General features: G+C 70.6%; 20 protein-coding genes. 6 read left to right on the top strand and 14 right to left on the bottom strand.

Annotated features, from left to right (window positions below):
• Positions 1 to 49 precede the first annotated feature (49 nt).
• Genes ACFFIA_RS28145 through ACFFIA_RS28105 form a run of 9 tightly spaced genes read right to left on the bottom strand, consistent with a single transcriptional unit; the run spans position 50 to position 10,663 of the window.
• Entirely contained in the window at positions 50 to 1,060 is a 1,011-nt protein-coding gene (locus tag ACFFIA_RS28145) for an aldo/keto reductase (RefSeq protein WP_377256083.1), read from the bottom strand.
• Entirely contained in the window at positions 1,057 to 2,097 is a 1,041-nt protein-coding gene (locus ACFFIA_RS28140; protein ID WP_377256080.1) for an aldo/keto reductase, read from the bottom strand. Before ACFFIA_RS28140 ends, ACFFIA_RS28145 begins: the two co-directional genes overlap by 4 nt.
• Positions 2,098 to 2,119: 22 nt before the next feature.
• Positions 2,120 to 3,373 (bottom strand): MFS transporter, encoded by a 1,254-nt coding sequence (locus ACFFIA_RS28135; protein WP_377256077.1) that lies wholly within the window; start codon positions 3,371 to 3,373, stop codon positions 2,120 to 2,122.
• Positions 3,370 to 4,173 (bottom strand): sulfurtransferase, encoded by an 804-nt coding sequence (locus ACFFIA_RS28130; protein WP_377256075.1) that lies wholly within the window; start codon positions 4,171 to 4,173, stop codon positions 3,370 to 3,372. Before ACFFIA_RS28130 ends, ACFFIA_RS28135 begins: the two co-directional genes overlap by 4 nt.
• Positions 4,174 to 4,197: 24 nt before the next feature.
• Complete coding sequence (locus tag ACFFIA_RS28125; protein WP_377256072.1) at positions 4,198 to 5,841, bottom strand: ATP-binding cassette domain-containing protein; 1,644 nt, start codon at positions 5,839 to 5,841, stop codon at positions 4,198 to 4,200.
• 9 nt (positions 5,842 to 5,850) lie between these two features.
• On the bottom strand, positions 5,851 to 6,720 hold the full coding sequence (locus ACFFIA_RS28120) for an ABC transporter permease (protein WP_377256069.1): 870 nt from the start codon (positions 6,718 to 6,720) through the stop codon (positions 5,851 to 5,853).
• Between the two features lie 9 nt (positions 6,721 to 6,729).
• Positions 6,730 to 7,665, bottom strand: a complete 936-nt coding sequence (locus ACFFIA_RS28115; protein WP_377256067.1) for an ABC transporter permease — start codon at positions 7,663 to 7,665, stop codon at positions 6,730 to 6,732.
• 3 nt (positions 7,666 to 7,668) lie between these two features.
• Positions 7,669 to 9,264, bottom strand: a complete 1,596-nt coding sequence (locus ACFFIA_RS28110; protein WP_377256064.1) for an ABC transporter substrate-binding protein — start codon at positions 9,262 to 9,264, stop codon at positions 7,669 to 7,671.
• A gap of 19 nt (positions 9,265 to 9,283) precedes the next feature.
• Positions 9,284 to 10,663: an NtaA/DmoA family FMN-dependent monooxygenase gene (locus ACFFIA_RS28105; RefSeq protein WP_377256061.1), complete on the bottom strand. Its 1,380-nt coding sequence runs from the start codon at positions 10,661 to 10,663 to the stop codon at positions 9,284 to 9,286.
• Between the two features lie 315 nt (positions 10,664 to 10,978).
• On the opposite strand from ACFFIA_RS28105, the gene ACFFIA_RS28100 reads away from it, so the two are divergent.
• Positions 10,979 to 11,491, top strand: coding sequence for a flavin reductase family protein (locus ACFFIA_RS28100; protein WP_377256058.1), 513 nt, complete (start codon positions 10,979 to 10,981; stop codon positions 11,489 to 11,491).
• 329 nt (positions 11,492 to 11,820) lie between these two features.
• On the opposite strand, the gene ACFFIA_RS28095 is transcribed toward ACFFIA_RS28100, so the two are convergent.
• From ACFFIA_RS28095 to metX, 3 genes are read right to left on the bottom strand one after another with little or no spacing between them, the layout of a single operon-like run.
• Complete coding sequence (locus tag ACFFIA_RS28095; RefSeq protein WP_377256517.1) at positions 11,821 to 12,300, bottom strand: CoA-binding protein; 480 nt, start codon at positions 12,298 to 12,300, stop codon at positions 11,821 to 11,823.
• A complete protein-coding gene (locus ACFFIA_RS28090; protein WP_377256055.1) occupies positions 12,300 to 13,637 on the bottom strand; it encodes an O-acetylhomoserine aminocarboxypropyltransferase/cysteine synthase family protein in 1,338 nt (445 codons plus the stop codon). Before ACFFIA_RS28090 ends, ACFFIA_RS28095 begins: the two co-directional genes overlap by 1 nt.
• A complete protein-coding gene (gene metX, locus ACFFIA_RS28085) occupies positions 13,634 to 14,839 on the bottom strand; it encodes a homoserine O-acetyltransferase MetX (protein WP_377256052.1) in 1,206 nt (401 codons plus the stop codon). Before metX ends, ACFFIA_RS28090 begins: the two co-directional genes overlap by 4 nt.
• Before the next feature lie 95 nt (positions 14,840 to 14,934).
• Here metX and ACFFIA_RS28080 point away from each other — a divergent pair, with 95 nt between their 5' ends.
• A complete protein-coding gene (locus ACFFIA_RS28080; protein WP_377256050.1) occupies positions 14,935 to 15,483 on the top strand; it encodes an OsmC family protein in 549 nt (182 codons plus the stop codon).
• 15 nt (positions 15,484 to 15,498) lie between these two features.
• Positions 15,499 to 16,740: an NAD(P)-binding domain-containing protein gene (locus ACFFIA_RS28075; RefSeq protein ID WP_377256514.1), complete on the top strand. Its 1,242-nt coding sequence runs from the start codon at positions 15,499 to 15,501 to the stop codon at positions 16,738 to 16,740.
• A 299-nt stretch (positions 16,741 to 17,039) separates the two neighbouring features.
• Here the strand turns inward: ACFFIA_RS28075 and ACFFIA_RS28070 are convergent, their stop codons facing one another.
• Together ACFFIA_RS28070 and ACFFIA_RS28065 are read right to left on the bottom strand one after the other, a co-directional pair.
• Positions 17,040 to 17,777: an alpha/beta fold hydrolase gene (locus tag ACFFIA_RS28070; protein ID WP_377256048.1), complete on the bottom strand. Its 738-nt coding sequence runs from the start codon at positions 17,775 to 17,777 to the stop codon at positions 17,040 to 17,042.
• A gap of 65 nt (positions 17,778 to 17,842) precedes the next feature.
• On the bottom strand, positions 17,843 to 19,012 hold the full coding sequence (locus ACFFIA_RS28065) for an acyltransferase family protein (RefSeq protein ID WP_377256046.1): 1,170 nt from the start codon (positions 19,010 to 19,012) through the stop codon (positions 17,843 to 17,845).
• A gap of 166 nt (positions 19,013 to 19,178) precedes the next feature.
• On the opposite strand from ACFFIA_RS28065, the gene ACFFIA_RS28060 reads away from it, so the two are divergent.
• Genes ACFFIA_RS28060 through ACFFIA_RS28050 form a run of 3 tightly spaced genes read left to right on the top strand, consistent with a single transcriptional unit; the run spans position 19,179 to position 23,287 of the window.
• Entirely contained in the window at positions 19,179 to 20,612 is a 1,434-nt protein-coding gene (locus ACFFIA_RS28060; RefSeq protein ID WP_377256044.1) for an MFS transporter, read from the top strand.
• Positions 20,613 to 20,615: 3 nt separating this feature from the next.
• Positions 20,616 to 21,665: a GDSL-type esterase/lipase family protein gene (locus ACFFIA_RS28055; protein WP_377256041.1), complete on the top strand. Its 1,050-nt coding sequence runs from the start codon at positions 20,616 to 20,618 to the stop codon at positions 21,663 to 21,665.
• Complete coding sequence (locus tag ACFFIA_RS28050; RefSeq protein WP_377256038.1) at positions 21,662 to 23,287, top strand: dipeptide ABC transporter ATP-binding protein; 1,626 nt, start codon at positions 21,662 to 21,664, stop codon at positions 23,285 to 23,287. The genes ACFFIA_RS28055 and ACFFIA_RS28050 overlap by 4 nt, the downstream gene beginning before the upstream one ends.
• Positions 23,288 to 23,328: the final 41 nt, after the last annotated feature.

Below are 23,328 nucleotides of genomic sequence, written 5' to 3'. Positions count from 1 at the left end.
CCGCCCGCTCGACGGTGCTGGCACCACTGTCGGACGTGGCGGTGGCCCACTAACGGCGCTGGCCGGTGCCGTGTACGCCGTGCTCGTCGATCAGCGAGAGTTCGTCGGCGGTGAGCGGGGGGAAGTCCAGCGCCTTGAGGTTGTGGTCGAGCTGCCAGGTGGAGCTGGCGCCGATCAGCGCGGTGGTCACCTCGGGCCGGCGCAGCACCCACTGCAGCGCGAGCTGGGCCAGTGACTGGCCGCGGTCGGCGGCGATTTTGTTGAGTGCGGCGGCCCGCTGCCGGTAGGTGTCGTCGATGACGTCCGGCTTGAGGAAGGCGCTGTTCTGTGCCCGCGCGCCGGCCGGTACGCCGTCGAGGTACTTGTCGGTCAGCAATCCCTGTGCCAGCGGTGAGTAGACGACCAGGCCGAAACCCTGGTCCGCGGCCAGCTTGAGCAGGCCGTCGCGCTCCGGGCGGCGGTCGAAGATGGAGTACCGCGGCTGGTGGGCCAGCAGCGGCACGCCGGCCCGGCGCAGCAGCGCGGCCACCTCGGCGGCCGGCTCGGGTGTGTAGTTGGAGATGCCGACGTAGAGCGCCTTGCCCTGCTGTACGGCGCTGACCAGCGCGCCGACCGTCTCCTCCAGCGATGTGGTCGGGTCGTGCCGGTGGCTGTAGAAGATGTCGACGTGGTCGGTGCCCAGGTCGCGCAGGCTGTTGTCCAGCGAGGTGAGCAGCGACTTGCGCGATCCGCCCTTCAGGTACGGGCTCGGGCCGATGGGGTTGCCGGCCTTGGTGGACAGGATCAGCTCGTCACGGTACGCGGCAAGGTCACGCTTGAGGACCTGCCCGAAGACCTGTTGGGCCGCGCGGTGCGGCGGGCCGTACCGGTCGGCGTTGTCGAAGTGGGTGATGCCGAGGTCGAAGGCGTGCAGCAGGATCTCGCGTTGGGTGTCGTACGGATGGTCGGTGCCGAACTTCTGCCACAGGCCGAAGGAGAACGGCGGCAGGTCCAGGCCGGAGGCGCCGGCGCGCCGGTACTGGAGCTTGTCGTAGCGGTCGGCGGCCGGCACGTGGCTCACGCGGGTGCTCCTTCGCGGGTGCGGCGCAGCGCGGCCGGCTGCAGGGACGGCGTGCGCCGGCCGGTGTCGCGTTCCAGGAAGTGGCTGCCCGGTGCGACGATTTCGTCGACCCGGTCGAGGACGGCGTCGCCGAGCTCGACGGTGGCCGCCTTGAGGTACGCCTCCAGGTGCTCCGGCGTGCGCGGGCCGATGATGACGCTGCTGACCGCGGGGTGGTTGAGCGCGAAGCCGATGGCGAGGTCGACCAGGCTCAGGCCGCTGTCCTCCGCCAGCCGGGCCAGCGCGTCGGCGGCGGCGAGCTTGGGCTGGTTGCGTTCGAGCGTGATGTCGAACCGGCCGGGGACGAAGTCGGCCCGCGCGGACTGCGGCTGGTGGCCGCCGATCCGGTACTGGCCGGACAGCCAGCCAGCGGCCAGCGGGCTGTAGGTGAGCACGCCGATGCCGTACTGGCGGGCCACCGGCAGGACCTCCCGCTCGGCGGTGCGGACCAGCGGCGAGTACGGCAGCTGCTCGGTGTGCGGGGCGATCAGCCCGTGCTTTTCGGCCAGCCAGCGCGCCTCGACGAGCTGGTGCGCGGGGAAGACCGAGGTGCCGTAGTAGCGGATCTTGCCCTGGCGGATCAGGTCGTTGAGCGTTTGCAGGGTCTCCAGCAGGTCGGTGTGCGGGTCGGGCCGGTGCGCCTGGTACAGGTCGATGTGGTCGGTGCCGAGCCGGCGCAGGCTCTCCTCCACGGCGCGGACGATCCAGCGGCGGGAGCTGCCGGCGTGCAAGGGGTTGTCGCCGACCTGGTTGTGAAACTTGGTGGCCAGGAAGACGTCGTCGCGCCGGCCTTGGAGGGCTTTGCCGAGGACCCGCTCGGATGCGCCGGCGCCGTAGACGTCGGCGGTGTCGACGGCCGTGACGCCGGCGTCGAGTGCGGCGTGCACGAGCCGGATGCCGTCCTCGTCGGACCCTCGGCCGACGTTGAAGGTGCCGAGGGTGAGTGGGCTGATGCGCACGCCGGTGCGGCCCAGGACGCGGCTGAGCGCGATAGTCATATACACATTATACCTATCTGCTTTATAGGATTTGCATGGGGTGCGTCACAGGGCTGGCGACCACGGTGGGCGCGGCCTCGCGCCGGCGGACGTAGGCGTACGCGGCACCGGCCGCGGCCGCGGTGCCGAGCGCGCCGACGGCGAGGGCGGCGCGGGCGCCCAGCAGGTCGCCGATCCACCCGATCAGCGGGCCACCCAGTGGGGTGGTGCCGGTGAACGCGATCAGCAGCAGCGCCACCACCCGTCCGCGCATCTCCGGGGTGGCGGTCAGCTGCACGTACGTGCTGGCGACCGCGCGGAACGCGATGCTCGCCGCGCCCAGCGCGAACAGCAGCGCGAGGGTGACGGTCAAGGCGGGGGACAGCGCGGTGAGGAGCATGAAGCCGGAGAAGATCAGGCCGGTGGTGACCAGGGCGGAGGCGTCGGCGCGGAGCACGCCGGCCAGCGCGAGGCCGCCGACGATCGCGCCGAGACCCATGGCGGAGAACATGAAGCCGAAGACCCGCGGGTCGGCGTCGAAGGTGTCATGCGCCAGCAGGGGGAGGGTCACCTGCCACTCGTAGGCGAGCGTGCCGGCGACGGCCATGAGCACGAGCGGCCCGAGCAGCGCCGGGGTGCGGCGGACGTACCGCAGCCCTTCACGGACCTGGCCGGGACGGCGCGGCGCCGGCGCGGTGTGATGGATGAGATCGGTGCGCATCAGCAGCAGGCCGACGACGACGGCCAGGAACGATCCGGCGTTCAGGAAAAAGGTCAGCGGGATGCCGGCGCCGGCGATCAGTACGCCGGCGAGGGCGGGGCCGGCGACCTTCCCGACGTTCAGCACGATGTTGTTGAGCGTGACCGCGTTGGCCAGCTGGCCGGGGGCGACCAGCTCGCCGATGAACGTGTGACGGGCCGGCTTGTCGAGGGCCTCGATCACGCCCGCGGTAAGCGCCAGGCCGAGGATCATCCACAGCCGTACGGCCCCGGTCAGCGTGAGCACGCCTAGGGTGGCCGCGGGCAGTATCGCGGCGGTCTGCGTGACCAGCAGGATCCGGCGTTTGTCGAGGCGGTCGGCGAGCAGGCCGCTCCACAGGCCGATGGCGAGCGTGGGCAGCTGCTGAAGGGCCGCGGTAATGCCCAGCAGCGAGCCCGAGCCGGTCAGCTCCAGCACCAGCCACGCCTGGGCGGCCTTCTGCAGCCAGGTGCCGACGACCGAAACCGCCTGCCCGCAGAAGAATATGCGCAGGTTGCGGCTGGCCAGCGACTGGAACGTGGACCGGAAGACCCTCACGCCCCGGTCGCGACCGGACGATCGGCGTCCGCGGTCCAGCCGCTCCACGACGCGACGTAGACGGGGACGGTCACGCCCAGCGTGGCGAAGGCGAAGGCCACGCCGGTCGCGGCGACCCCGCCACCGCAGTACGCGGCCGGCGGTGGACCGTCGTCGCCGGTGTAGCCGACCCGCGCGGCCAGTTCCTGCGGCGGCAGCAGCCGACCGTCGCGGAAGACCTGGCCCACCGGCAGCGAGGCGGCTCCGGGGATGTGGCCGAGGGCGAACTGGTCGCCGGATCGGGTGTCGTAGAGAGGTCCGCGTCGCGCGGCCAGCGCCGCCTCGTCGGCGTCGAGGGTCGGCAGGTGCCCGGGCCTGGCTGTCGCGGTGCCCGGTGCCCCGGCCAGCGGCAGCGGCGGTACGAGCGGGTACCCGGCGCGCCGCCACGCGTCGGCGCCGCCGTCGAGCAGCCGTACGTCGGGCAGCCCGGCCCAGCGCAGCACGAACCAGGCTCGGGTGGCGACCGAGGGAGTGGTCGTCGGGGTGGCCGCGTAGACGACCACGACGCTGTCGTCGTGGACACCCCAGCGCCGCAGGCGCTCGGTGAGCGCCGCCGGCTCCGGCAGCGGGAGGCGCCCACGGACGCCGTGCGCCTCGCCGGCCAGGTCGTCCTCCAGTGTGACGGGGATGGCGCCGGGGACCACGCCGGTCTCGCCGGTGAAGTCGCCGCGGCGGCCGGCCGCGAGGATCACCAGCCGTTCGCGGGGGAGTGCGGCGAGCCGCGCGACATCGACCAGCAGCCGATCGCGGGGTGTCGACATGTGTGCTTCCTCCTGATTGGACAGTTACGGCGCGACCGTCGCGCTCACCGGCGCGAGCCGGCCACCCGGTATGGCGTCGACGAGCTCCCGCACGTATGGGTTGTCGCTGTCGCGCAGCACTCGGGCCGTTGAGCCGCTGTCGACGACCTCGCCCCGGAGCAGCACGAGGGTGTCGTCGGCGACCTCGGAGATTACGCCGAGGTCGTGTGAGACGAACAGCAGCGTCAGGTTGAACCGCGACTGGACCTCGCGGAACAGCTCGAGGATCTGCGCCTGGACGGTCACGTCGAGGGCCGACACCGGCTCGTCGGCGAGCAGCAGCTCCGGTTCGGCGGCGAGGGCCCGCGCGATCGCGACCCGTTGACGCTGCCCGCCGGACAGCTCGCTGGAATACTTGCTTCGTGTCTCCTGGGGAAGCTTTACCAGGTCGAGCAGCTCGCTGACGCGTTCGCGCCGCCAGGCCCGGTCGCCGAGCCGAAACCCGGTCAGCGGCTCGTCGAGGATCTTCTCGACCGGCAGCCGTGGGTTCAGCGCGCCGTAGGAGCCCTGGTAGATCAGCTGCGTTCGGCGCCGCAGGTACCGGTGGGCCGAGGGCTCCCGCAGGTCGACCAGCTGCCCGCCGACGTCGACCGACACCTCGCCCTCGTGGTGCCCGGCCAGTCCGGCGACGATCCGCAGCAGCGTGGTCTTGCCCGAGCCCGACTCGCCGACGATGCCGAGGGTGGAGCCGCGCCGCGCCTCGAAGGAGACCTCCGACAGGGCGCGGGCCTCACCGGCGGATCGGCGGCCGGCGAAGCGCTTGGAGAGTGCGACGCCGCGCACGTGGGGTGGTGCCGGCGCGATCGGTGCGCGGTCGGGTGCCGGCTCGGTGACCGAGATGGCCGTGCCGATCGTCGACGCGGTCAGTAGGAGCTTGGTGTAGTCGTCGGCCGGAGCATTGAGGATCTGCGCCGGTGAGCCGCTTTCCACGATCCGGCCCCGGCTGATCACGTGCAGCTTGTCGGCCCGCTCCTCGGCGAGCCCCAGGTCGTGGGTGACCAGCACGATGCTACAGGGGATCTCGTCGCGCAGCTCGACGAGCAGGTCGAGGATCCGCTTCTGGATCGTCACGTCCAGCGCGCTGGTGGGCTCGTCGGCGATCAGCAGCCGCGGCCGGGTCGAGATCGCGGCGGCGATGAGGACCCGCTGGCACATGCCGCCGGACAGCTCGTGGGCGAAGCTGCGGTGCACGCGCTCGGGGTCGGGCAGTCCGACGCGCTCGAAGAGCTCCAGCACCTGCCGCCGGCGCTGCGCCCGGCCGACGCCGCGCTTGCGCAGTGGCTCCTCGGCCAGCCGCCCGACGGGTACGACCGGGTTGAGCCCTTGCAGCGGGTCCTGGGGTACGAACCCGATTTGCCCGCCGCGCACCCGCGCGTACGCGGACCGCGACAGCGAGCGCAGGTCCAGCCCGCCCAACGAGAACACGTCGGCGTCGAAGGTCGCGTTGTCCGCCAGCGACCCGGTCACCGCGCGGATCAAAGTGGTCTTGCCGGAGCCGGACTCGCCGACGACGGCGACGATCTCGCCCTCCGCCACCCGCAGCGACACGCCCCGGAGCACGTCGAGGGGTGCCTCGCGGTCCGGCAGCCGGAAGGAGACGTTGAGGTTTCGGATGTCGAGCGCTGTCATGGGCGATCCTCAGGCGATGTTGGCGGACCGCGAGTTCCGCAGAACCCGGGCGACCTTGTAGACGGACAGCACGCTGGCGGCGATGACCGCTCCGGGCAGGATGCTCATCCACCACTGGGTGGGGAAGAAGCCGCGTCCCTCGGCGACGAGTGAACCCCACTCCGGGGTCGGGGGTGGGGCGCCCAGGCCGAGGAAGCTCAGCGAGGCGACGCCGAGGATCGAGGTGCCGATGTCGAGGATCGCGGCGGTGAGGACCGATCCGGAGGCGTTGGGCAGGACATGCCGGCCGAGGCGGTACCACGTGCCGTGCCCGAAGAACCGGGACGCTTCGACGTAGGCGCGTTCCTTGACGGAGAGCACCTCCGAGCGCATCAGCCGGGCGATGCTGGCGATGCTGTTGACGCCGATCGCGATGCCGATGCTGATCGTCCCCGGGCCCAGCGTGGTGAGGATGGCCAGGGACAGGATCAGCGCCGGGATGGCGAGCATGGTGTCGACCAGGCGCATCACCGCGGTGTCCACCCGGCCGGCCACGAAGCCGGACAGCAGGCCGATCAGGCTGCCGACGACGAGGCCGATGAGGACCGCCAGCACCGCGGCTTTCAGCGACTCCGCGGTGCCGTAGACCACCCTGGTGTACGTGTCGCGGCCGAACTGGTCCGTGCCGAACCAGTGCGCGGCCGACATGGGGCCGAGGATGTGGTTCTCGTCGATGGCGTACGGGTCGTACCGGGTCAGCAGCCCCGGCGCCACCGCCGAGACCAGGACGAGGGACAGCCAGAGCGCGGCGAGGACGAACGTCGGCTGGCGTACGAGGTGCCGGCGCGCGCGGGCGCGGCGGGCGAACGTGGCTCTGGGAAGGATGCTGGCGATGGCCATGGCGGCGACCTATGCGACCTTGATGCGCTTGTCGATGACCGGGTAGAGGGCGTCGACGAGCAGGTTGACAACGACGAAGATGGCCGCGCTGACCGTCACGGAGATCAGCACGACCGGGATGTCCTTGGCGTTGACCGCGTCGACGATGATGCGGCCGACTCCGTTGCGGGAGAACACCGTCTCGGTGATGACCGTGCCGGCGAAGATGTTGCCGACCGTCGTCCCGAAGGAGGTCAGCACCGGCAGCACGGCGTTCTTGAGGCCGTGCCGGTAGAGGATCTCTCGGCGGGTCAGCCCCCAGTTGGCGAGCGTCTCGACGTACGGCGAGCGCATCGTCCGTTCGAGGTTGACGGCCAGTAGCTGCGCGATGTGCGCGCCGCCGGGAAACGCGATGCAGAGCGCGGCGACGACGAGCCCGGCGAGCGACTCGTCACCGAACGGCTCGATGAGGCCAAGCTTGAACGCGAACAGCTGGAGCAGCAGCAGCGCGGTCAGGAAGATCGGCAGCGAGACGAACAGCGGCGGGACGGCCAGCAGCGCCTCGCGCAGCCACGACCTGTGTACCACCTGGGTGAGCAGCCCGACGGCCAGCCCGACGGCGATCGCGAGCAGCAGGCCGACGGACGCCAGCCGGAGCGTGTTGCCGAACGCCTCGAAGTAGACCGTGCTGGCCGGCGCCTTCTCCCGGAAGCTGATGCCGAAGTCGCCGTGCAGTGCGCTCCACAGCGCGTCGAGGTACTGCGTCTGGATCGGCCGGTCCAGCCCCAGCAGCTCGCGCTGTTCCTGGAGCGCGGCCGCGAGGTTGGCGCCCTCACCGCCGGTGGTGAGGGCGCCGGCCGCGTCTCCGGGGATGATGAACAGCAGGAAGAACGACCCGGTGAAGGTGAGAAACAGCACCAGGATCCCGTAGAGGAGCCGCCGCGAGATGTACCTCAGGTACGACATCGGTCAGCTCGAAAGCCAGGCTGTGTAGAAGAGCTGGTCCACGCCGTTGGGCGTGACGTCGTGCAGGCGCTTGCCCAGGGCCCACACCTTGCCGCGTTCGAGGACTGCCAGCGTGTACGCGTCGCGCACCAGGATGGTCGCCGCCTCGTTGACGATCCGCTTGCGCTCCTCGGCGTTCGAGGTGACGGCCTGCTTTTCCAGGAGCGCGTCGAGCGCGGCGTCCTCGGGGTTGTTCGGGTCCAGGATGGACCTGTTCGAGCCGGACTTCTTGCCGTAGTTGGCCCGGAGGATGTCGGCGTCCGGGTAGGTCTGCTCCCAGTACGTGATGTCGTACTCGCCGGTCAGGATCCGCTTGTTGGCCTCGGCGCGCAGCGGTGGGTCGATGACCACCTCGACGCCGATCTTCTTCCACGCCTCCTGCTCGATCTGGACGGTCGGGCTGTCCTGCGCGGCCCGCAGCGACAGGCGCTTACCGTCCTTGACCCGGATGCCGTCGCCGCCGACCTGCGTCCAGCCGGCCTCTTCCAGGAGCTGGACCGACTTCGCCGGGTCGTGCACGAGGTACTGGCCCAGGTCGGTCCAGAACGGGTTGGTGCGAGCGAAGATGTTGGCCGCCGGCTGGTTCGTGCCCAACCAGGTCGCCTTGTTGATGGCGTCTCGGTCGATCGCGAACTGCAGCGCCTGCCGGACCCGCTTGTCGCGCAGGATCGGGTTGGAGACGTTGAGCGGCTGCTCCTGTGCCAGGCCGGGGGAGCCGATGACGTCCGAGATCCGCACGCCGGCCGCCTTGAGCGTGTTCACCTGTAGCGGGCTCACGGCCTCGAAGAAGTCCACCTTGCCGGACTTCAGGCTCTCGTAGATGACCTGGTCCTCGGGGATGACCTCGTAGCGCAGCTCCTCGATGTAGGCCGGTCCGTCGTGCGCGATGCTCGCCGGGGCCCACTTGTAGTCGTCGCGCCGCTTGAGCACGACTGCTCGGTTGGCCTCCCACGAGACGAGCTTGAACGGGCCGGTACCGTCGATGCTCTTCTGCCGCTCGGCCAGCGGCTTCGCGGCGGTGGCCGCGGAGACGATGCCGACGTCCGCCCGGGAGATGCTCGCCAGGAAGCCGGCGTTGGCGCGCGGCAGGACGAACTTGGCCGTGTGCTCGTCGACGGCCTCCACCTTCACACCGTGGACCAGGCCGGCGGGCGTCGAGTGCACACCCTTCTGCTGTAACGCCTCGATGTTCGCCTTGACGACCTCGGCGGTCAGCTTCGTGCCGTCGTTGAAGGTGACGTCGTCCCGCAGCGTGAACGTGTATTCGGTAGCGTCGTCGGAGATCGTCCACTTCGTGGCGAGCCACGGCTCGTACTTTTCGGTTTCCGGGTTGCGGTAGACCAGCGAGTCGGTCAGCTGCCGGGTGACGTTCTCGCGTACGTCGTTGAGGCTGGCGGCGTCGACCCCCTGCTGGTCCGACCTCAGCGCGATGATCGCCGTACCGCCCTCTTTGCCGCTCTTCTCGGCGGGCTCGTCGTTGCCAGAGCCGCAGCCGGCGACACCGCCGGCGACGACCGCCGCAACCGAGATCGCCGCGAGTCGGATCCGCGTGGTAGTCACAATAGGTCCTTCACTCTCACTACTCGGCGGTGCCGAGGTTCTGTTCGAGGGTCTTGCCCTCGTATTCGGTCCGGAAGATGCCGCGCCGCTGGAGCTCGGGCACGACCAGGTCGACGAAGAGGTCCGCGGGGCCGCGGTGGTACGGCGGGAACAGCTGCACGCCGTCGAACACCTCGTCCTCGAGCCCGTCTTCGAGGAAGTCCGCGAAGCGCTTGGCGTCGCCGACGAGGATGCCCTGCCCGAAGCGGCGCTTGACGACGAACTGGTAGACGTCGGCCAGCGTGACGTCTTCGCCGAGCTGGTCGACCACCGTCCGCTGCAGCCATTCGCGGTCGTCCGTGCCGGCGCGGGCGTTGCCGGCCGGCTGCCGCCGCTGCACCGCTTCGGGGATGAGCGCCTTCAGGGTGTCCGGGCCGATCTTCTCGATGTCCACGACGTCGAAGAACCGCTCGGTCGGCTTGACGTCCACGAGCTCCACACCGACCGCGCGACCGATGGCCTCGGGGATCTGCTTGCCCAGCGTGAACTCCTGGATCTGGCGGAACTTCGCGCGCGCCTCGTTGACGGTCGCTCCGATGTAGAACGTCACGCCCGGCAGGATCTTGAACTTGTCGGGGTCGCGCCCATCGGCGGCGATGAGGGCCTTCTGGCGGGCGTACTCCTGCTTGCCGGCCTCGTGGCCCAGATAGGGCGCGAACCGTGCGTGGGCGTACTTCACGCCGTACTCCACGGAGCGCTGGGACGCGCCGACGTGGACGTTCGGGATGGCATTCTGGATCGGGCGCGCGACGTTGAGCGGTCCCTTCACGACGAAGTGCTCGCCGCTGTAGTCGAGGGGATGCCAGGAGCCCGGGCGCACGAGCTGGCCCTTCTCCTTGTCGTCGAGCAGGAAGTCCTCGTCCCAGCTGTAGAGCAGCTGGTTGAGCACCTCGGTGAACTCGGCCACCCGCGAGTACTTCGTGTCCTGGTCGGGCAGCGGCCAGTTGGCGAAGTTGTCGGTGGGCCCGCCCTCCCGGTCGATGCCGGTGACCGCGTTGAACGCGACCCGGCCACCGCTGAAGTTGTCCAGCGTCGCCAGCTGCCGGGCGACGAAGAACGGATGCTCGAACGAGGTGTTGTACGTCAGCAGGAAGCCGACGTTCTTCGTCTGCGCCGCGGCGTAGGCGCCGTAGGCGGTGTTGTCCCACCGGAAGATGCGACCCCACCGGTCCGGCTCGGTCGCCAGCGAGCTGCCGGCGAAGACGTAGTCGAGCTTGCCGCGCTCGGCGATGCGGGCGACGTCGAGGATGACGCTCGGATCCTTCAAACCGATGTTCGCGGACTCGGGCAGGCGCCACGCGTCGTTGTCCCAGCCGGACCCGTACGCCGCCAGGCCGATCTTGAGTTGCTTCTTGGCCACCTCTGGTACCCCTCGTCAGATGCCGGAATCGCCCACAGCCGGGCGGAGAACGACCGTCCGCGGCCGTCGAAATCCCTACTGAGCCTATAGGCTTTGCAGGCTTTTTGATCTGTGACCTGGGACACGACCTTGGTCATCGCGAGTACCGGTAGTTGACGACTATCCTGCGCGCGCAGTGGGTTTGTCTGAGATGAAATCCACTGATATGGATTTCCTGGCGTTCCGTACTCCTACTTGACACATAGGAGATGTGGAGAGAGTCTGAGGCAAGATCCGCCACGAGTTCCCGCTCGGCGACATCGTTAAGGAACGCCCATGACCGTCATCGCCGGACCCCATGCGCCGGTCGACCCGGACGCCTTCCGTGCCCTACTCCGCCGACAAGCCACCACCGTCACGGTCGTCACCGCCGCCGGCCAGCCACCGGTCGGCTTCACCGCCACCTCGTTCACGTCGGTATCGCTGCGCCCGCCGCTGGTGTCCTTCTGCCTTGACCGGTCATCGTCGAGCTGGCCGACGGTCGCCGGCGCGGAGCACGTCGCGGTGCACCTGCTCGGCGCTGACCAGCGCGACATCGCGCAGACATTCGCGACCAGTGGTATCGACCGGTTCACCGCGCACACCGGTTGGCGGTACGGCCCCTATGACGTGCCCCTGCTCGATGAACCGATCGCCTGGTTGCTGTGCCGGGTGACCCAGCGGGTGCCGGCCGGCGACCACGCGATCGTGCTCGCCGAGCCGCTCGCCGGCAGCCACGGCGACGGCGCACCGCTGCTCTACCACATGGGTGGATACGCCGCCCTGCACTCCGAGCCCGAGCGGGGATAGGGGCGCTCAGGCGTTCGACGTAGACGTCGGCCCGGACGCGGGCGCCCGGACGGTCAGTTCAGCACCTCACTCGCGTCGGTAGCCGCGGCCGGCGCGAGCCCGGCCACGCCGAGCATCGGAAAGACCGCCTGCGGGCCCGGCATGATCAGGTAAGCGTGAGCTTGGAGGGCTTTCCGTCAGCGTCGTACCGCGCGTACGCATTCTGTGCAAGGTTCTCTTCCCGCACCAGCGATGTCGCATGCTCCTCCGCCCGATCGTGCAAGAGTCGGTATGAAGCGCGTGCGGGACGTTTTCCGGTATGCCGGGGAGTGGAGGGCGGCGCGAACGGTTTACTGGAGTCCGGCGCGTACGGATGTGATGCGCAGGGTGTTGAAGCCGAGCCAGTGCATCCGGCCCGCGTACCGCGCGTGTTCCACCTTGAGACAACGATCCAGGATCACGGTCAGGCCGTTGTCCTCGGCGATCCGGGCGCCCTCCTCGTTGATCACGCCGTACTGACACCACAGGGCAGCAGCGTTGATCGACACCGCGTCCCGCGCGATCCCCGGCAGCGCGTCCGGCGCGCGGAAGACGTTGACGACGTCGACCGGCACAGGTACGTCCGGCAGGCTCGGGTAGCAGGTCTGACCGAGGATCTCGGTCTCGCGAGGATTTACCGGGATCACTTGGTAGCCGTGCCGTTTGAGGTAGTAGCCGACGAAGTGGCTGGCGCGTAGCGGGTTGCTCGACAGGCCGACGACGGCGATGGTCTTCGCGGTGTGGAGCACACGCTGGATCGCCAGCGTGTCCTGGTAGTGCTCGAGATTCATCACGCTCGTGCCATCTCCTTCCTCACGGCCGTGGCGGCGTAGGCGAAAGCCTGTTCCAGGTCCCAGATCAGGTCGCCGACGGACTCGGTGCCGACCGACAGCCGTACCGTCCCCGGAGCGACGCCCGCCGCACGGAGTTCCTCGTCGCTCAGCTGGCGGTGCGTGGTGCTGGCTGGGTGGATGATGAGGCTCTTCGCGTCGCCGACGTTGGCCAGGTGGGACCAGAGCGTCACGCCGCGGATGAGATCCTGTCCGCCGGCCCGTCCACCGGCGCAGTCGAACGAGAACACCGCGCCCGCGCCGCGCGGCAGGTACTTCTCCACGAGTGGCTGGTACCTGCTCGCCGGCAGGCCCGGATAGGTCACGTTCGCCGCCAACTCGTGCGAGTCGAGGAACTCGGCGACCGCCCTCGCGTTCTCGACGTGACGCTCCATCCGTAGCGACAGCGTCTCCAGCCCTTGCAGGAACAGGAATGCGTTGAACGGGGACAGCGCCGCGCCAAGGTCCCGCAGAGTCTCGGCCCGCAGCTTCATCAGGTAGCCGTACGTGCCGAACGTCTCGTGGAACTGCAAGCCGTGGTAGGCGGGCGAGGGATCGGCCACCACCGGAAAGCGTCCGTTGGACCAGTCGAAGGCGCCCGACTCGACGACGACGCCGCCGATGCTCGTGCCGTGTCCGCCGATGAACTTCGTCGCCGAGTGGACCACGATGTCGGCGCCCCACTCGATCGGGCGGCACAGGTACGGGGTGGCGAACGTGTTGTCTACGATCAACGGCAGGTCGTGCTCGTGTGCGATAGCCGCAACCGTCTCGATGTCCAGTACGTTTCCGGCCGGATTGCCGATCGTCTCACCGAAGAACGCTTTCGTGTTGGCGCGGACCGCCGTACGCCATGCGTCCGGGTCGTCGGGATTGACCCAGGTCAGCTCGACGCTCATCTTGCGCAGCAGGTGTTTGAGTTGGTTGACCGTTCCGCCGTAGAGCGCCGAGGACGACACGATGTGGTCGCCCGGCTGGAGGATCGTGAATAGCGCGGCCGCTTGCGCGGCGATCCCACTGGCGAAGGCCACCGCTCCGCTGCCGCCCTCGAGGTTGGCCACGCGTTCCTCGAACACCGCCACCGTCGGATTCATGATCCGCGAGTAGGTGTTCCCGTACTCCTGGAGGTTGAAGTACGCCGCCGCCGATTCCGGATCCTCGAAGACGTAGCTCGTTGTCTGGAAGATCGGTACCGCACGCGCGCCGGTGTTCGGGTCGGGGCGCTGCCCGGCGTGCAGTTGCCGGGTCTCGAACCCGAACTCGTGGGCTTGCTCGGTGCGAGCGGGTTGATCCGTCACGAGGGCCTCTCCTCGGCCAGGAACTGGCGGATAATGGGCGTCTGTCGTGCTTCCTCCAGGAGGAAGCAGTCGTGGCCGTAGGGTGCCTCGATCACGTGCAGCTCGACAGGCTTGCCGACGGTGCTTAGCGCTTCTTCGATCTCTTGTGAGGCGGATGGCGGGTACAGCCAGTCGGAGCTGAACGCGATCAGCAGCGTGCGCGCCGAAACGCCTTCCAGCGCCCGGGTGAGCGATCCACCGCCGTGCTGCCGGGAGAGATCGAAGTATGTCAGCGCCCGTGACGTGTAGAGATAGGTGTTGGCGTCGAATCGCCGGACGAAGGAGTCGGCCTGGTGACGCAGGTAGCTCTCGACCTCGAACTCCGGCTCGGTGAGGGTGTAACGGATGTCGTCGGCGAACTGTAGGCGCCGGCCGAACCGGTCGTGCAGCGCCGGCGCGGACAGGTAGGTGATGTGGCCTACCATCCGCGCCACGCCCATGCCGGCGTCGGGTGCGCGGCCGGTGCCGTAGTAGTGACCGCCCTGCCAGGCCGGGTCGCGCATGATGGCGTCCCGGGCGATCGAGTTCCACGCGACGCCCTGCGGATGGAGGGCGTGGGTGCTGGCGATGGATACGACCGCGTCGACCTGATCGGGAAACAGGATCGCCCACTCCAGCGCCTGCATTCCGCCGAGCGAGCCACCGGCCACCGCCGCGAGCCGCTCGATGCCGAGCACATTCAGGAAGGCCCGCTCGGTGCGCACCATGTCGGCGACCGTGATGACCGGGAAACTCGACCCGTACGGTTGGCCTGTCACCGGATCGAGGGACGAGGGCCCGGTCGTCCCTCCGCAGCCGCCGAGCAGGTTGGTGCAGACGACGAAGAAGCGGTCGGTGTCGAACGCCTTGCCCGGGCCGATCATCCCGTCCCACCAGCCGAGCCCTTTGCCGGCCGAACCGTCGCGTTCTTCCGCCCCGAACCCGTCGCGCGCGCTGCTCGACGACGACTTGGAGAAGCCGGCCGCGTGGGCGTCGCCACTGAGCGCGTGGCAGACCAGGATGGCGTTGTCCTTGCCGGGCGAGAGTGCGCCGTACGTCTCGTACGCCACCCGAACCGGATGCAGCTCCCGTCCGCAGTCGAGCCGCACGGGCTGCGGAAGATCGACGTACCGCGTCTCGACACTGCCGACCGAGCCTCTTGCGAGCGTCGGGGCTGGTGCCATGGGCGTGATCATAGCTAGTGCCACTGCCTGCGACCAGTGTATTGTCTTGATTTCCGATGGGAATTATCGGAAGAGTGTGAGGAGACATCAACGACATGACGACGGTCGACAACGGAGTCAACGTTCAGGCGTTGCTCGAGGCACGCCAGGCGCTCAAGGGCGCCCCCGAGGCTGCCCAGTTCACGTGGCGGGCGACCTCCACCTGGCGCAAGGGCGTTCACAGCACCACGACCATCCAGAACTTCTTCGGTCTCGGCCAGGAGCAGAGCCACAAGACCGAAGCCGTGTTCGACGCCGACCACCCCGAGGTCTTCGCGGCGGAGGACAACGGCATCACCCCGATCGAGTACCTCCTCGTCGGCCTGGCGAGCTGCCTGACCGCGGGCGTGGCCTCCGTCGCGCAAAATCGCGGCATCCAGCTGCGATCGGTCGAGTCGACGGTCGAGGGCAGCCACGACATCCGCGGGATCCTCGGCGTCGACGGCGACGTCCGCAACGGCTTCAACGACATCAAGGTGACATTCACGATCGACGCGGACGCCTCGAAGGAGGACATCGAAGCGCTGGTGGCCCAGTCCCAGAAGCGTTCCGCCGTGTTCGACGCCCTGACGAACCCGACGGACGTCACCGTCGAGGTCGCCTGAGCGGAGGGCTGAGCCATCGAGCGCGTCACCGCGGTCGTCATCGGCGCCGGGCACGCGGGGCTCGCCGCGAGCCACTTTCTCAGCCACCGGTCGCTCGACCACGTCGTGCTCGAGCGCGGCGAGGTAGCCAACTCCTGGCGGCGTGAACGCTGGGACTCCTTGCGCCTGCTCACGCCCAACTGGCAGAGCCGCCTGCCAGGCCACCACTACGACGGCCCGGATCCGGACGGTTACATGACGATGGGCGAAGTGATCGAGTTCATCGAGCACTTCGCCGTCATGTCGCGTGCGCCCGTACGGACCGGCACGACCGTCACGTCGGTACGCTGGACCGACGATGGATACCAGGTGACGACGAGCGGCGGCGAGATCCGCTGCCGGGCGGTGGTCATCGCGACCGGTGCGTGCAACCAGCCGGTAGTGCCAGCGTTCAGTGACGCGCTGCCGGCGTCGGTCACGCAACTGACGCCCTTCGTATACCGTGGCCCAGCCCAGATTCGTGACGGCGCGGTGCTCGTCGTAGGCGCGTCCGCGACCGGCGTGCAGTTGGCCGCCGAGTTACAGCGATCCGGTCGGCCGGTGACCCTCTCGGTTGGCGAGCACCTGCGGCTGCCGCGCACCTACCGCGACCGCGACGTGCTGTGGTGGATGGACGCGTCAGGTGTATGGGACGAGCGGCACGACCAGATCGACGACCTGGACCGGGCCCGGCGCCTGCCGTCGCCGCAGCTCGTCGGGACACCCGAGCGGACGACACTCGACCTGAACGCCCTCGCCGCGATGGGCGTCGGCCTGGTCGGTCGCCTCTCGACGGTCCGCGACGGCCGCGCGCTGTTCTCCGGCGGCCTGCGCAATGTGCTGTCACTGGCGGACCTGAAGATGGGCCGGCTGCTGAATACGTTCGACGAGTGGGCGCGTACGAGCGGACGCGACGCCGAGGTCGGCCCGCCCGAGCGTTTCGTGCCGACCCGCGTGCCCGAGGCGGCGCCCTGGCAGCTGGACCTGCGAAGTGGCGAGTTTCGCACGATAGTCTGGGCGACCGGCTTCAGGCCCGACTACGGATGGCTTGACGTGCCCGTGCTGGACCCGAAGGGCCGTCTTCGTCACGATGGTGGTCTCGTCGACAGCCCTGGGCTGTACGTGCTGGGGCTGCCGGTGTTGCGGCGACGAAGGTCCACCTTCATCCACGGGATCGAGCAGGACGCGCGTGAGATTGTCGACCACCTGGCCAAGCACCTGGCCGGCCGCGGCGGCTGAGCGTGTAGGTCACCGACGCTCACCGCGGTCACCACGGTCGGGATGACCCAGGGCAGCAGCACGACGGGCGGGCGTCGCGGTCGATCTGCGCAGCTCCGGCCGCCCGTCCCGCCACGTCGAAGGCGCCACTCCTCCCAGCGGGCGGCGCCGGATGTCACGTTCCCGAACCCACTGACCGCCCGCAGGGACAGACCGCGATCGACGCGACAGCCGTCGTGGCGCCGGGACCAGCCCGTCCGGCATGGTTCGGCCGTCCAGAGTTTCGTTCCACGCGGTGAGCCGCCGGTGCCCGGCGGTCGTCAGATCCGATGAGGCCGCGAGAGGTGGGCGAACCAGCGCTCCAGTTCTCGGCTCACCAGATCGGGACGCTCCTGATGAAGCCAGTGCCCGGTCCCGGAGACGTGGATGACCCGCGTGGCCGGATGCTGCCGTAGGTGCTGTTCCACCGCCGCCCGTTCCGGATCGCGGTGGAAGGCGAGTACGGGCTGCCGGCGGCGGGCCAGCCACGCGTCGCTGCCGGGCCGGAAGCGGATGCCACCGGCGGCCGCCATGTGCGCGCGCAGCATCCGGGCCCGGACGAAGGCGGGGACGCGGGCCGCCTCCATCCGGTGGCGGTCGCGCAGGGCCGGTGGCGTGTGCGGTCCCTCCAGCGTGGCCAGCGCCGTCTGGGCCAGGGCGGTGCCGGCGGGGGAGGCGAGCGCGTCGAGCCAGTCGTCCGGCGGTCGGGCTCGCGGGTCGCCCGCGTAGTCGGGGTCGACGAGGACGAGGGCGCGTACCAGGTCCGGGCGGCGGACGGCGAGGATGGTGGCGAGCGACCCGCCGTACGAGTGTCCGAAGAGGACGGCAGGCGCCAGGCGCAGCCCGGTCAGCAGCCGCTCGACGTCGCCGGCCAGTTCGTCGGGTGTGTACGCGGTGTCGGGCGTGGGGGACCGGCCATGCCCGCGCAGGTCGACGGCGACCGTACGGCGCCGCCGACGAAGCGCGGGCACCTGCCGGTCCCAGGTGGCCGAGTCGCCGAGCCAGCCGTGCAGCAGCACGGCCGGCTCGGACCGTCCGGACGGGTTCGCGGGCGGATGGTCGGTGTAGGCGAGGCGTGGATGGCTCAGGCCGGCTGCCCTTCGGCTGTCGCGACCGGGGCCGGTCGCGGATGCGGTAGGTCCACAGTAGACCCATCGGTGGGTGGCCGTCGGCGCGGGCGGCTCCAGTGGCGCATGACGGGCTGTTCCACCGCGACGTGCAGCAGCCAGGCAAGCGCCAGCGAGACGGCGAACGCGGCCAGGATCAGGCCGATGGCGGCGGGGGTGCTCCAGGTGCTGCCCGTGCCGATCGCCTGGTGGCCGTAGAGCAGCAGGAGCCGGTGGACGAGATAGAAGGCGAACGAGACCTCGCCCAGCCAGATCCAGAGCCGGCCCCGCAGCGGCGAGGCCAGGGTACGTGCGTCGGCGGTGGCCGCGGCGGCCACGAGCAGGGCAAGCGGGCCAACCGTAACGGCGATCAGGCTGTGCAGGTAGAACGGCAGGTAGAGGGCGACCGCGTAGGCCACCGCGAGCACCCCGACCGCGGGGGCGAGGCCGAGGCGGATCCACTGTCCGGTGAGGACGATCCGGGCCATCAGCATGCCGAGCAGGAATTCGAGCATCCGTACCGGCGGCAGCACGTACACGAACCAGAAGTGCCACACTGACGTGCTCTCCCACGGCAGGTGCGGCGTGTCCGGCAGCAGCAGGCCGGCCACCACCGGGGTGAGCGCGATCGCCGCCACGGTGCCGCCGGCCCAGTACCACAGCCGGGACGGCCGGATCCGCAGCAGCCCGGCCAGCAGCAGCGGGAAGCACAGGTAGAAGAACGCCTCGCCGGCCAGCGACCAGCTCACGTCATTGAGGCTGGCGAACGTCTGTATCCGCGGTACCCAGGCGTGCACGAGCAGCAGGTTGCCGACCGCGGTCGGCGCGGTGACCGCGGCGCCGGTGCCGAGCACGAGGGCCAGCGCGACGACCCACATCACCGCGTGGTTGGGGTAGATCTTGGCGGCGCGGCGGCGCCAGAAGCGGCGGGGCGTGTCGTCCGGCCGGGCCGACCAGGTGAGCACGAAGCCGCTGAGGACGAAGAAGAACGACACCCCCATCCAGCCCGCCTTGTCGAAGACCTGGACGTACAGCCGGTTGGCGCCAGGGTCGCGGAAAAGGTTCTCCAGCGAGGAGTGGAACGCGAAGACCAGCAGCGCCGCGACGAACCGCATGCCGGTGAGGGTGGGAAGGCGGGGCGTGGTCATGGGCGATCTCCGAAATTGTTCGAAGGTCAACGAACATGCAGACAATAGGTTCGCGCGGAACCGGTGACAAGGAGTCGATCGGTCGATCTTCTCCAAGATAGTTGACACCAAGATGGTTGGGTCACAAACTATCTGCTGTGGTGTGGACGGATCGCGGGGAGGCGACATGGTGACCGGAGACGCGGCGCGGGAGACCTTCGACCGGGCGAAGAAGCTGGCACTTCTCGTGCTCTGCGCCCAGCTCTTCCTCGACTCGATGGACGTCTCGCTGATGGGCGTCGCGCTGCCGCAGATCCAGCGCCAGCTCGACCTTCCGGAGAGCACGCTCCAGTGGCTGATCTCCGGCTACGCGGTGGCGTACGGCGGATTTCTGCTGCTCGGCGGGCGCGCGGCGGACCTGTTCGGGCGGCGGCGCGTGTTCCTGGTCGGCACCGCCGTCTTCGCGGTCGCCAGCCTGGCCGGGGGCTTCCTCTCCGACGGCACGGCGATCGTGCTCACCCGCGTCATCAAGGGGATCGCGGCGGCGTTCATCGCACCGGCCGCGCTCTCGATCATCACGACGACGTTCCCCGAGGGGCCGCAGCGGCACCGGGCCATGGCGGTCTTCTCGCTCACCGGCGCGAGCGGCTACAGCGCCGGCCTGGTGCTGTCCGGTGTGCTCACCGAGGCGAGCTGGCGGCTGACGTTCCTCGCACCGGTGCCGGTCGCGCTGCTGGTCCTGCTGGTCACCCCGCGAGTGGTACGCGGTGACGGGCCGGCGACCGGACAGCGGCGCGGCTTCGACCTCGCCGGCGCGGCCACCGTCACCGGCGGGCTGCTGCTGTTCGTGTACGCGCTGACCCAGGCGCCCCGGATCGGCTGGCTCTCCGCCGGTACGCTCCTGACGCTGTTCGCCGCTGTCGCGCTGCTCGCCGCGTTCGTGGTGATCGAGCGGCGCCAGGCGAGCCCGCTCGTGCCGCTCGGCATCTTCCGGAGCCGTACGCTCAGCTCGGCCAACCTGATCGGCCTGGTGTGGGCCTGCGCGACCATCGGCTGGCAGTTCGTGGCCGTGCTCTACCTCCAGCAGCGCTTGGGGTACGGCGCGCTCGAGGCCGGCCTCGCCATCCTCCCGATGGGCCTGTCGATCCTCGTGGTGGTCAACTTCGCGCCCCGCCTGATCGCCCGCATCGGCCTGCGCCGGCTGGCCGTGCTCGGCATGCTCGTACAGGGCACCGGGATCCTGCTCTTCCTGCGCGCCGGCGACGACAGCGGCTACCTCACCGTGCTGCTTCCCGCGCTGGTCGTGCACGGCATCGGCAACGGGCTGTCGTTCCCCGCGTTCAACATCGCCGGCGTCAGCGGCGTACCCGATGTGCGGCAGGGCCTGGCGGCGGCGCTGATCACCTCGTCCGTGCAGCTCGGCGGTGGTCTGGGAGTCGCGGTGCTGGCCGCCGTCCTGGCCGGCGCGGGCGCGGGGGAGCTGGTCGGCTTCCACCGGGCGTTCCTGGTGGCGGGCGTCTTCTCCGCGGTGGGCGCGGTGATCGCGGCGGTCGGGCTGCGGCCCGCGGCGCCGCCGGTGCCGGCCGAGCCGGTGGTGCGGCGCGAGCCGGCGGCGGGCTGAACCGTGGCGGAGCTGGAGCTGGCGCCGGACGATCCGCGCCTCGGCCTCGACGGCCACGCCGACCTCGTCCGCGACGGCGACTGGTGGTGGGCGCTGCGGCTGCCCGCCGAGCGGCTGGCCCGGTCCACCGCGCCAGGGCTCGTCCGCCAGGCCCGGATGCCCGCCGGCGTGCGGCTGGGGCTGCGCACCGACGCCCGCGCGCTGACCCTGCGGCTCCTCGGCGACCCGGGCGGCTCGGCGCCGGTCGACGTGGTCGTGGACGGCCGGCTGCTCCACCGGCTGCCGGTGACCGGCGGCCCCCAGGCGCTTCGCGCGGAGCTGCCCGGCCGTCCGGCCGACGTGCGCGTGTGGCTGCCGCACTGGGGCGTGACCCGGCTCGGCCCGGTCGTGGTCAGCGGCGGTGCGGTGGCCCCGGCGCCGGACACCGGTCCACAGTGGATCGCGTACGGCAGCTCGATCACCCACTCGCTCTTCTCCGCCGGGCCGAGCGAGACCTGGCCGGCGCGGGTCGCCAACCGGCACGGCTGGCGGGCCGCCAACCTCGGGCTCAGCGGTGAGGCCCACCTCGACCCGCTCGTCGCCCGCCACATCCGCGACCGCCCGGCCGGGCTCATCTCGCTCTGCCTGGGCATCAACGTGTACCTGCGGGGCACGTTCGCGCCCCGCACGTTCGGCGCGGCGGTCGTCGGCTTCGTGGAGACGATCCGCGACGGCCATCCGCGTACGCCGATCGTCGTGGTCACGCCGCTGCCCTCGCCGTCACGGGAGGGCGTGCGCAACGTGCACGGCGCGACTCTCGCCGGTGTCCGCGAGGAGGTGCAGGCCACGGTGGAGCTGCTGGCCGGGCTCGGTGACCGCCACCTGCGTCTTGTCTCCGGGCCGGAGCTGATCACGCCGGGCGAGACTGACCTGCTCAGCGACGGGCTGCACCCGTCCGGCCGAGGCGACGCGGTGTTGGCCCAGCGGATCGCGCCGCACCTGCGGGACGCGCTTTCACTGGCCGAAAGCGAGGCGTTGCCGGCGCCCGCCGCCGCCTCGACAATCCGACCGTGACCTCCGGGCCAGCTTCCAAGCTCCTCGCCGGGCCGCCGCTTCCGGCCGACCCCGTGCTGCTCGACGTCGACGGCCTCGACGTGCGGTTCGGCCGAGGCCGCCGCGAGGTGCACGCGGTCCGGGGGATCTCCCTGCGGGTACGCCGCGGCGAGTGCCTGGCCATCGTCGGCGAGTCCGGGTCGGGCAAGACCGCCACGGCCCGGGCGCTGGTCGGGCTCGCCGGCCCCGGAGCGCGGGTCACCGCGGCCCGGCTCGACCTCGATGGGCAGGACCTGCGCCGGCTCGGCGAGCGGCAGTGGCGGCGTACGCGCGGGCGCCGGATCGGGTTCGTCTTCCAGGACGCGCTGGTGTCGCTGGACCCGCTGCGCCGCGTCGGCGACGAGGTCGCCGAGCCGTTGCTGGTACACCGGCGGGTGACGCCGCGCGCCGCACCCGGGCGCGTGCGCGAGCTGCTGGCGGAGGTCGGGGTGCCCGACCCCGACCTCCGCGCCCGCCAGCATCCGCACCAGCTCTCCGGCGGCCTGCGCCAGCGGGCGCTGATCGCCTCCGCGATGGCCGCCGACCCCGACCTGCTGATCGCGGACGAGCCGACCACCGCGCTCGACGTGACGATCCAGGCGCAGGTGCTCGACCTGCTGCACGCCATGCGGCACCGGGGTATGGCGCTGCTGCTGATCAGCCACGACCTCGCGGTGGTCGCCCGCCTCGCCGACCGGATCGCGGTCATGCGCGACGGCGAGATCGTCGAGTCCGGGCCCACCGCCGAGGTGCTCGGCGCGGCGCGGCACGCGTACACCAGGTCGCTCATCGCCGCCGTCCCGGCCCGTACCCCGCCGCCGCCCCGGCCACCGGCGACCGGGACGCCGATCCTCACCTGCGCCGCGCTCGTCAAGGGGTACGCGGCTCCGGGCGGCGAGCGGATCGACGCGGTCCAGGACGTCGGGCTGGCGCTGCGGCCGGGCGAGACGCTCGGCGTGGTCGGCGAGTCCGGCGCCGGCAAGAGCACGCTCGCCCGGCTCATCCTCGGGCTGGCCGAGCCGGACGCGGGCGAGGTGCGCTTCGCCGGCCGGCCGTGGAGCGGACTGCCCGAGCCGGCCCGCCGCCCCCGCCGGCGCGACCTCGGTGTCATCCACCAGGACCCGCTCAGCTCGTTCGACCCGCGTTTCACGGTCGAGCGGGTGATCGGCGAGGCGCTGGGCGCGATCGGCACACCGGCCCGGCGCCGTCGACCGGCCACTGTGGATCTTCTGGAGCAGGTGGGGCTCGGCGCCGAGCACCTGGGCTGCCGGCCGCTGCGCCTCTCCGGCGGCCAGCGGCAGCGGGTCGCCATCGCCCGCGCCCTCGCCACCCGCCCGCGCGTGCTGCTTTGCGACGAGCCGGTCTCCGCGCTCGACGTCTCCGTGCAGGCCCGCGTGCTCGACCTGCTCACCGAACTGCGTGACCGGCTTGGCCTGGCGATGCTCTTCATCACCCACGACCTCGCCGTGGTACGCCAGGTCTGTGACCGCGTACTGGTCATGAAGGACGGACGCGTGGTCGAGTCCGGGCCGGTCGGCACCGTCTTCGAGGCGCCCGCGCAGCCGTACACGAAGGCGCTGCTGGCGGCCATCCCGCGCTGGTGAGCGTCACTTTCACTGGTTGAAACCGTTTGGTGGACCGGGCT

Source organism: Phytohabitans kaempferiae (assembly GCF_042433955.1).
Taxonomy (GTDB): Bacteria; Actinomycetota; Actinomycetes; order Mycobacteriales; family Micromonosporaceae; genus Phytohabitans; species Phytohabitans kaempferiae.
This window is presented reverse-complemented; position numbering and strand designations above follow the sequence as displayed.